This is a genomic window from Streptomyces sp. NPDC059524 (genome assembly GCF_042749255.1).
Classification (GTDB): domain Bacteria; phylum Actinomycetota; class Actinomycetes; order Streptomycetales; family Streptomycetaceae; genus Streptomyces; species Streptomyces xanthii.
Genome location: NZ_JBHYTK010000021.1, coordinates 60,432 through 69,465, shown reverse-complemented (window position 1 = coordinate 69,465; position 9,034 = coordinate 60,432). Strand labels below are relative to the sequence as shown.

At 73.4% G+C, this 9,034-nt stretch carries 7 protein-coding genes; 5 read left to right on the top strand and 2 right to left on the bottom strand.

The features are described 5' to 3' along the window. Nucleotides 1–460, bottom strand: a 460-nt coding sequence (locus tag ACFW9D_RS09235; RefSeq protein ID WP_384619566.1) for a cytosine permease, incomplete at its 3' end; no start/stop codon positions are given. A 205-nt stretch (nucleotides 461–665) separates the two neighbouring features. Here ACFW9D_RS09235 and ftsY point away from each other — a divergent pair. Continuing rightward, entirely contained in the window at nucleotides 666–1,883 is a 1,218-nt protein-coding gene (ftsY, locus tag ACFW9D_RS09230) for a signal recognition particle-docking protein FtsY (protein WP_384619563.1), read from the top strand. 116 nt (nucleotides 1,884–1,999) lie between these two features. On the opposite strand, the gene ACFW9D_RS09225 is transcribed toward ftsY, so the two are convergent. Then, the gene (locus ACFW9D_RS09225; RefSeq protein ID WP_384619560.1) at nucleotides 2,000–2,668 is read right to left on the bottom strand and encodes a bifunctional DNA primase/polymerase; all 669 of its coding nucleotides are present in this window, start codon (nucleotides 2,666–2,668) and stop codon (nucleotides 2,000–2,002) included. 460 nt (nucleotides 2,669–3,128) lie between these two features. Here ACFW9D_RS09225 and ACFW9D_RS09220 point away from each other — a divergent pair, with 460 nt between their 5' ends. The 4 genes from ACFW9D_RS09220 to ACFW9D_RS09205 all read left to right on the top strand — a co-directional run bounded on the left by ACFW9D_RS09220 (nucleotide 3,129) and on the right by ACFW9D_RS09205 (nucleotide 8,979). Next, nucleotides 3,129–4,613 carry a hypothetical protein gene (locus tag ACFW9D_RS09220; protein ID WP_188336621.1) on the top strand — a complete coding sequence of 495 codons (1,485 nt, stop codon included), beginning with the start codon at nucleotides 3,129–3,131 and terminating at the stop codon, nucleotides 4,611–4,613. A gap of 197 nt (nucleotides 4,614–4,810) precedes the next feature. Beyond that, complete coding sequence (locus ACFW9D_RS09215; RefSeq protein ID WP_384619557.1) at nucleotides 4,811–6,151, top strand: ammonium transporter; 1,341 nt, start codon at nucleotides 4,811–4,813, stop codon at nucleotides 6,149–6,151. Beyond that, nucleotides 6,148–6,486, top strand: coding sequence for a P-II family nitrogen regulator (locus tag ACFW9D_RS09210; RefSeq protein WP_188336619.1), 339 nt, complete (start codon nucleotides 6,148–6,150; stop codon nucleotides 6,484–6,486). The genes ACFW9D_RS09215 and ACFW9D_RS09210 overlap by 4 nt, the downstream gene beginning before the upstream one ends. Nucleotides 6,487–6,522: 36 nt before the next feature. After that, the gene (locus tag ACFW9D_RS09205; RefSeq protein WP_384619575.1) at nucleotides 6,523–8,979 is read left to right on the top strand and encodes a [protein-PII] uridylyltransferase; all 2,457 of its coding nucleotides are present in this window, start codon (nucleotides 6,523–6,525) and stop codon (nucleotides 8,977–8,979) included. Nucleotides 8,980–9,034: the final 55 nt, after the last annotated feature.

Sequence of the window (9,034 nt, the reverse complement as noted above, 5' to 3'; positions counted from 1 at the left end):
GGCCCGGACGGCGGCGGGGGCGGAGTGCCGCCGCAGGCCGCCACCCGGCCCGCCACCGGCGGCGGCCCCCGCGCCCCCGCCCCCGCCCCCGGCGGTGGTTACGCGCGAGCGCCCGCCGCCCCCCCCCGCCGGGCGGGCGCGGCCCGGCCCGGCCGGCCAGCCCCCGCCCCCCCCGCGACAGGGCCATGCCGGGGGCGCCGCCCCGCTTGCCGGCGATGCCGATCAGCCCGACGAGCCCGTACGAGACGACGGGCGCCGCGATCGCGACGACGACGGCCTGCCAGAAGTTCAGCTTGTACGCCACGACCAGGCTCGCGCCCATCGTGAGCAGCAGCACGCTGATGTTGGCCGCGACCCAGGTGGGGAACAGTTCGCGGGTCTTGGCGGTGCGCTCGGCGTCCGGGACGGGCTCGATGCCGCGGGTCTCGAGGGCGCCTTCGGATTCGGCGGTCTTGCTCATGCGGTGGGGTTCCGTGCCTCTGTGGGGGTGGGGCGGTGGCGATCGCCTGAGGTCTGCCGCGGGCGATCGCGTTGGACTCTACGCGCGTTGACGCTTCCTCTTCCATCGTACTTTAGTCCGAGTAGTTCCCTCTAGAGGCATTTGTCTCTTGGAGGAAGTCACAAGAGCGGCCCGGACGAGGCCCATGACTGATACTGGACGGGTTATGGACATCGTCATCCTTGCTGTAGTCATCGCCGTGGTCGTGATCGGCGCGCTCGGCGGGCTCGTGGTCGGCAGCCGCAAGAAGAAGCAGCTGCCGCCGCCGCCGCCCTCGGCGCCCGACATCACCGCCGCCCCGCCGGCCGAGCCGCACGTCGGCGACGAGGCCGAGACCCCGCGCGACGAAGCGCGGCGCACGATCGAGGAGGTCGACCTCCCGGTCGCCGAACCGGCCACCGAAGCCCCCGTCGAGGCCTCCGCCGAGGAAGCCCCGGCCGCCCCCGAGATCGAGGTCCCCGAGCCGACCGCGGGCCGGCTGGTCCGGCTGCGCGCCCGGCTCTCCCGCTCGCAGAACGCGCTGGGCAAGGGGCTCCTGACCCTGCTGTCGCGCGAGCACCTCGACGAGGACACCTGGGAGGAGATCGAGGACACGCTGCTCACCGCCGACGTCGGCGTGCAGCCCACCCAGGAGCTCGTCGAGCGGCTGCGCGAGCGCGTCAAGGTGCTCGGCACCCGCACCCCGGAAGAGCTGCGCGGCCTGCTGCGCGAGGAGCTCCTGAAGCTGCTCGTCCCCGAGTTCGACCGCGCCGTGAACACGGACTCGAACCTGGACACCCCGGGCATCGTGATGGTCGTCGGCGTCAACGGCACCGGCAAGACCACCACCACCGGCAAGCTCGCGCGCGTGCTCGTCGCCGACGGCAAGAACGTCGTCCTGGGCGCCGCGGACACCTTCCGCGCCGCCGCCGCCGATCAGCTGCAGACCTGGGGCGAGCGCGTCGGCGCCCGCACCGTGCGCGGCCCCGAGGGTGGCGACCCCGCGTCGATCGCCTTCGACGCCGTCAAGGAAGGCATCGAGGAGGGCGCCGACGTCGTCCTCATCGACACCGCGGGCCGGCTGCACACCAAGACCGGCCTGATGGACGAGCTCGGCAAGGTCAAGCGCGTCGTGGAGAAGCACGCCCCGCTGGACGAGGTGCTGCTCGTGCTCGACGCGACGACGGGGCAGAACGGTCTGGTCCAGGCCCGCGTCTTCGCCGAGGTCGTGGACATCACCGGCATCGTGCTGACCAAGCTGGACGGCACGGCCAAGGGCGGCATCGTGATCGCGGTCCAGCGGGAGCTGGGCGTGCCGGTGAAGCTCGTCGGGCTGGGAGAGGGGCCGGACGACCTGGCGCCGTTCGAGCCCGAGGCGTTCGTGGACGCCCTCATCGGGGAGTAAGCGCTCCGCCCGGGTGCGGGGAACCGCACCGGCGGGGAAAGCGTCGTGGGGAACCGCGGGCCGATCGTGGCCGGCGGTTCCCCACCCTGTTTTCCGGGGTCCTGTTGTCCGTCCGGTCAGGCGCAGGGCGACCTGTGGGCCGTGTACGCCAGGGTGCCCAGCAGGAGGCGGGCCTGCGGAGGCTGGGTGGCCGTGTCCAGGGACGGCGGCCGCAGCCAGCTCGTCGGACCCAGGCCACCCCGGTCCGAGGGCGGCGCCGTGATGTACGTACCGGGGCCGAGGGCGTGGAGGTCCAGCGCGGCGTCGTCCCAGCCCATGCGGTACAGGAGCGCGGGCAGCTCGGCGGCGGCGCCGGGCGCCACGAAGAAGTGCACCCGGCCTTCGGGGGTGGCGACGACCGGGCCGAGCGGCAGCCCCATGCGCTCCAGGCGGATCAGCGCCCGCCGCCCCGCCGCCTCCGGCACGTCGATGATGTCGAACGCGCGGCCGACCGGAAGCAGGACCGCGGCCCCCGGGAAGCGGCTCCACGTCTCGGTCACCTCGCCGAGCGTGGCGCCCGCCGGTACCGTCACCGACGGATCGAGCGGATGAGCCCCGGGTGCCGGGCAGCCGGTCCGGCCGCAGGAGCACGCGCCGCCCGCGGCGCGCGCGCCCGGGACGACGTCCCAGCCCCACAGGCCGGTGAACTCGGCGACGTGCGTGCAGTCCGAGGTGCGGCCGGACGTGCGGCCGCGGCGACGTGAGCCCGTGCGCAACTCACGGATGCCGCCGATCGTGAAGCCCATGCCCCCTCCAACGGGTCCCGCGCGCCGGTGGTTACGTAGTGGAATCGGATCGTGACCCGCTGCTCACGCCGCCCGGTCGAGGCGGCGCTCGGTCGCATCGGGGGTGGTGCGCCCTGCGCAACGCGCCCTGCCGCACCCCGTTCCGCTCACTTCCGGCTGTCCTATGTCAAGTGAATCGTGCGGCGCCGCCGCGCAGTTCATTCGAAGGGGTGGCGAATGGTGGCGTTTCCGGGTTCTGCCTCGCCGGAGGGGTGATCGTAGGATTACTTTCAGTGCACGAAGTTCGGGGTAGATGCACTCGTGGGTATGCCGCAGGCAAGTCGGTTCCCTCTCCGGAGAGTGACAACTGCCGGACGGGAGGCCGTTCTTGACGGCATCCTTGATAAGGCTTGCGGACAAGAGTGGCTGGGCAGGGCTTGACGTCGAGCGTCTTAGTCGGTTTCAGAATGGGGGCGTTCCAGTGGGCGGCAGCGGCGGAAGCGTGACGAACGCTGAGAAGCGCCCGAACGAGCTGCTCGGCTCGTGGTTCGTGCGCAGCGGCTGGTCCAAGGGTGAGCTGGCACGTCAAGTGAACCGGCGGGCCCGGCAGTTGGGTGCGAACCACATCTCCACCGACACCTCCCGGGTCCGGCGCTGGCTCGACGGGGAGAACCCGCGCGAGCCGATCCCCAGAATCCTCAGCGAGCTGTTCTCCGAGCGGTTCGGCTGTGTCGTCGCCGTCGAGGACCTCGGCCTGCGCGCCGCGCACCAGTCGCCCTCCGTGTCCGGCGTCGACCTGCCCTGGACCGGACCGCAGACGGTCGCTCTGATCGGCGAGTTCTCGCGCAGCGACCTGATGCTGGCCCGCCGCGGCTTCCTCGGCAGCTCGCTCGCCCTCGCCGCGGGCCCCTCCCTGGTCGAGCCCATGCAGCGATGGCTCGTGCCGACCCCGGGCGGTGCGGCCAAGCCCGAGCCCGTGGCCGACCTGGACGCCCGCCGCAGGGGCAATCGCCTCTCGAAGCCGGAGCTGGACCTCCTCGAGTCCACCACCGTCATGTTCCGCCAGTGGGACGCCCAGTGCGGCGGCGGTCTGCGCCGCAAGGCCGTCGTCGGCCAGCTCCACGAGGTCACCGACCTCCTCCAGGAGCCCCAGCCGGAGGCCGTCACCCGCCGCCTGTTCAAGGTCGCCGCCGAGCTCGCCGAGCTGGCCGGCTGGATGAGCTACGACGTGGGCCTGCAGCCCACCGCCCAGAAGTACTTCGTGCTCGCCCTGCACGCCGCCAAGGAGGCGGGCGACAAGCCGCTCGGCTCGTACATCCTCAGCAGCATGAGCCGCCAGATGATCCACCTCGGCCGCCCCGAGGACGCGCTGGAGCTCATCCACCTCGCCCAGTACGGCAGTCGGGACTGCGCCAGTCCCCGCACCCAGTCGATGCTGTATGCGATGGAGGCCCGCGCGTACGCGAACATGGGGCAGCCCAGCAAGTGCAAGCGCGCCGTGCGGATGGCCGAGGACACCTTCACCGACGCCGACGACTGGGACGAGCCGGACCCCGACTGGATCCGCTTCTTCTCCGAGGCCGAGCTGCACGGGGAGAACAGCCACTCCTTCCGCGACCTCGCGTACGTGGCCGGCCGCAGCCCCACGTACGCGACGATGGCCGAGCCGCTCATGAAGCGGGCCGTCGAGCTGTTCGGCAAGGACCCGGAGCACCAGCGCTCCTACGCGCTCAACCTGATCGGCATGGCCACCGTGCACCTCCTCCAGAAGGAGCCCGAGCAGTCCACGGTCCTGGCCGAGCAGGCCCTCGGGATCGCCCGCAAGGTCCGCTCCGAGCGGGTCAACACGCGCATCCGCAAGACCGTCGACACCGCGGTGCGGGACTTCGGCGGCGTCGCCGAGGTCATCCAGCTGACCGACCAGCTCGCCGTCCACCTGCCCGAGACCGCCGAAGCCGCGGTCTGAGCCCGCACCGGCCCCCAGGGGGCCGCCCGCGCGTCATCCACGCGTAACACGCACGACCTCTTCGTCACTGCGGCGAAACATCGAGGGGCGCCCGCCGAAACGGTGGGCGGCCAGAGTCTGGCGCATAACCGGCCCACCCCTCATGACCGCTCAGGCTTCGCCCGCACGGGGCCGCACGAAACGACGAGGAGACGCCGATGGCAGCAGCCATCACGCTTGCGGCGGACACCCCCGCACTGTCGTCCGCCGACACAGGCTTCATGCTGATCTGTTCCGCCCTGGTGATGCTCATGACGCCGGGCCTCGCCTTCTTCTACGGAGGCATGGTCCGCGTCAAAAGCACCCTGAACATGCTGATGATGAGCTTCATCAGCCTCGGGATCGTCACGATCCTCTGGGTGCTGTACGGCTTCTCCGTCGCCTTCGGCACCGACAAGGGGTCGCTGATCGGCTGGGACGGCGACTTCGTCGGCCTCAGCGGCATCGGCCTCACCCAGCTCTGGGACGGCTACACGATCCCGGTCTACGTCTTCGCCGTCTTCCAGCTGATGTTCGCCGTGATCACGCCCGCCCTCATCAGCGGCGCCCTCGCGGACCGCGTCAAGTTCACCGCCTGGGCGGCCTTCATCGCCCTGTGGGTCACGCTCGTCTACTTCCCCGTCGCCCACTGGGTGTGGGGCGCCGGCGGCTGGGCCTTCGAGCTCGGCGTCATCGACTTCGCCGGCGGCACCGCCGTGCACATCAACGCGGGCGCCGCGGCCCTCGGCGTCATCCTCGTCATCGGCAAGCGCGTCGGCTTCAAGAAGGACCCGATGCGCCCGCACTCCCTGCCGTGGACGATGCTCGGCGCGGGCCTGCTCTGGTTCGGCTGGTTCGGCTTCAACGCGGGCTCCTGGCTCGGCAACGGCGACGGCGTCGGCGCGCTCATGTTCGTCAACACGCAGGTCGCGACTGCCGCCGCCATGCTCGCCTGGCTCGCCTACGAGAAGGTCCGCCACGGCGCGGTCACCTCGCTCGGCGCCGCCTCCGGCGCCGTCGCGGGCCTCGTCGCCATCACCCCGTCCGGCGGCTCCTGCTCGCCGCTCGGCGCCATCGCCATCGGCGCGATCGCGGGCGTCCTGTGCGCCATGGCCGTCGGCCTGAAGTACAAGTTCGGCTACGACGACTCCCTCGACGTCGTCGGCGTCCACCTCGTCGGCGGCATCCTCGGCTCCGTCCTCATCGGCTTCTTCGCCACCGGCGGCGGCCAGTCCACGGCCAAGGGACTCTTCTACGGAGGCGGCCTCGACCAGCTCTGGAAGCAGCTCGCCGGCGTCGGCGGCGTCCTCGCCTACTCCCTGATCGTCTCCGCGATCCTCGCCTTCGCCCTCGACAAGACCATCGGCATGCGGGTCAGCGAGGACGACGAGGTCGCCGGCATCGACCAGGCCGAGCACGCCGAGACCGCCTACGACTTCAGCGGCGCAGGCGGCGGTATCGCGGCCCGCTCGGCGGTACCGGCCCCGGTCGCCCAGGACTCCCAGAAGGTGGACGCATGAAGCTCATCACCGCGGTCGTCAAGCCGCACCGGCTCGACGAGATCAAGGAGGCCCTCCAGGCCTTCGGCGTCCAGGGCCTGACCGTCACCGAGGCCAGCGGCTACGGCCGCCAGCGCGGCCACACCGAGGTCTACCGGGGCGCCGAGTACACCGTCGACCTCGTCCCCAAGATCCGCATCGAGGTCCTGGTCGAGGACGAGGACTCCGACCAGCTCGTCGAGGTCGTCGTCAAGGCCGCCCGCACCGGAAAGATCGGTGACGGCAAGGTCTGGGCCGTCCCCGTCGAGACGGCCGTACGGGTCCGGACCGGCGAGCGCGGCCCGGACGCCCTCTAGAACCACGAAGCGAACGGGAGCCGCCGGGTGACGAGTGTGAACGACGTACCGACCGAAGCAGCGGACGACGACAGCGCTGCGCCCAGCGGCTACGCGGCGGCCCGGCTGCGCCTCCTCCAAGAGGACGCGCGGTCCGGGCCGCCGCGCCGTTCCGCTCTCGCCGCACTGACCGACGACTGGCTCGCCGGACTGTTCGGCACCGGAGTCCCCGGCACCGCGCTCGTCGCCGTCGGCGGATACGGGCGCGGCGAGCTCTCCCCGCGCAGCGACCTCGATCTCCTGCTGCTGCACGACGGCACCGCGGCCCCCGGCGAGATCGCCGCGCTCGCCGACCGCCTCTGGTACCCGGTCTGGGACCTGGGCCTCGCCCTGGACCACTCCGTGCGCACCCCCGCCGAGGCCCGCAAGACCGCGGGCGACGACCTCAAGGTCCACCTCGGCCTCCTCGACGCCCGGCACGTCGCGGGCGACCTCGGTGTCACCGCGGGCCTGCGCACCGCCGTCCTCGCCGACTGGCGCAACCAGGCCCCCAAACGGCTCCCCGAACTCCGCGAACTGTGCGAGGAGCGCGCCGAGCGCCAGGGCGAACTGCAGTACCTCCTCGAACCCGACCTCAAGGAGGCCCGCGGCGGCCTGCGCGACGCCACCGCCCTGCGCGCCGTCGCCGCCTCCTGGCTCGCCGACGCGCCCCGCGAAGGACTCGCCGACGCCCGGCGCCGCCTCCTCGACGTCCGCGACGCCCTGCACCTCGCCACCGGCCGCGCCACCGACCGCCTCGCCCTCCAGGAACAGGACCAGGTCGCGCGGGACCTCGACCTCCTCGACGCCGACGCCCTGCTCCGCCAGGTCTACGAGGCCGCCCGCACCGTCGCCTACGCCACGGACGTCACCTGGCGCGAGGTCGGCCGCGTCCTGCGATCCCGCTCCGTGCGGCCCCGGCTGCGCGCCATGCTGGGCGGCTCCCGCCAGGCACCGGCCGAGCGCTCACCGCTCGCCGAGGGCGTCGTCGAGATGGACGGCGAGGCCGTGCTCGCCCGCGCCGCCCGGCCCGAACGCGACCCGGTGCTGCCGCTGCGCGCCGCCGCCGCGGCCGCCCAGGCCGGACTCCCGCTCTCCCTGCATGCCGTGCGCCGCCTCGCCCAGACCGCCCGCCCGCTGCCCACGCCCTGGCCCGCCGAGGCAAGGGAACAGCTCGTCACGCTGCTCGGCGCGGGCCGGCCGACCGTCGACGTGTGGGAGGCCCTGGAGGCGGAAGGGCTGATCACGCGGCTCCTGCCGGACTGGGAGCGGGTCCGCTGCCGGCCGCAGCGCAACGCCGTGCACACCTGGACCGTCGACCGGCACCTCGTCGAGACGGCCGTCCGCGCCTCCACCCTCACCCGGCACGTCGGCCGCCCCGACCTGCTGCTCGTCGCCGCGCTGCTGCACGACATCGGCAAGGGATGGCCCGGCGACCACTCGCTCGCCGGCGAGGTCATCGCCCGCGACGTGGCCGCCCGCATCGGCTTCGACCGCGCCGACAGCGCCGTCCTCGCCACCCTCGTCCGGCACCACCTGCTGCTCATCGACACCGCCACGCGCCGCGACCTGGAGGACCCGGAGACGGTCCGCGCGGTCGCCGAAGCCATCGGCTCGGTCGGGACCCTCGAACTGCTGCACGCCCTCACCGAGGCGGACGCGCTGGCCACCGGGCCCGCCGCCTGGTCGTCCTGGCGGGCCTCGCTCGTCGCCGACCTGGTCCGGCGGGTCGCCGCCGTGCTCACCGGCGACGAGCCCGTCGACCCGGACGCCGCCGAACCCACCGCACAGCAGGAACGGCTCGCGGTGGAGGCGTTCCGCACGGGCGGGCCCGTGCTCGCCCTGCACACACAGATGGAGGCCGCCCCGGCCGAGCCCGCCGACCCCGAGCCGCTCGGCGTCGAACTGCTGATCGCCGTGCCCGACCGGCCCGGCGTCCTGCCCGCCGTCGCCGGAGTCCTCGCCCTGCACCGGCTCACCGTGCGCACGGCGGAGCTGCGCTCCCTCACCCCGCCCGGCGATCTGCCCGGCACCGTCCTACTGCTCGACTGGCGGGTCTCCGCCGAGTACGGCTCGCTGCCCCAGGCGGCCCGGCTCCGTGCCGACCTGGTCCGCGCCCTCGACGGCTCGCTCGACATCGTGTCCCGGCTCGCCGAGCGCGACGCGGCCCAGCCGAGGCGCCGCGGGGTCGTCCCGCCGCCGCCCCGGGTGACCGTCGCGCCGGCCGCGTCCCGGCTCGCCACGGTCATCGAGGTGCGGGCCCAGGACGCGCCCGGGCTGCTGCACCGGATCGGGCGGGCGTTCGAGGCGGCCGGGGTGCGGGTGCGGTCCGCGCACGCCTCGACGCTGGGGGCCAACGCGGTCGACGCCTTCTACGTCACCGGGCCCGAGGGCGCCCCGCTGCCGCCGGGGGAGGCCGCCGAGCTGGCCCGCACCCTGGAGGCGGCGCTGACGACGGGCACCGGTGACGACTGACGCCGGACGGGGCCCGGGAGACGCCCGGGACGCGGGGGGAGGCCCGGGATCGGGG

Bases quoted from the DNA above. Each gene is read 5' to 3' on its own strand.
- ACFW9D_RS09210 (WP_188336619.1), top strand. From the start codon at position 6,148: ATGAAGCTCATCACCGCGGTCGTCAAGCCGCACCGGCTCGACGAGATC.
- ACFW9D_RS09225 (WP_384619560.1), bottom strand. From the start codon at position 2,668: ATGGGCTTCACGATCGGCGGCATCCGTGAGTTGCGCACGGGCTCACGT.
- ftsY (WP_384619563.1), top strand. From the start codon at position 666: ATGGACATCGTCATCCTTGCTGTAGTCATCGCCGTGGTCGTGATCGGC.
- ACFW9D_RS09215 (WP_384619557.1), top strand. From the start codon at position 4,811: ATGGCAGCAGCCATCACGCTTGCGGCGGACACCCCCGCACTGTCGTCC.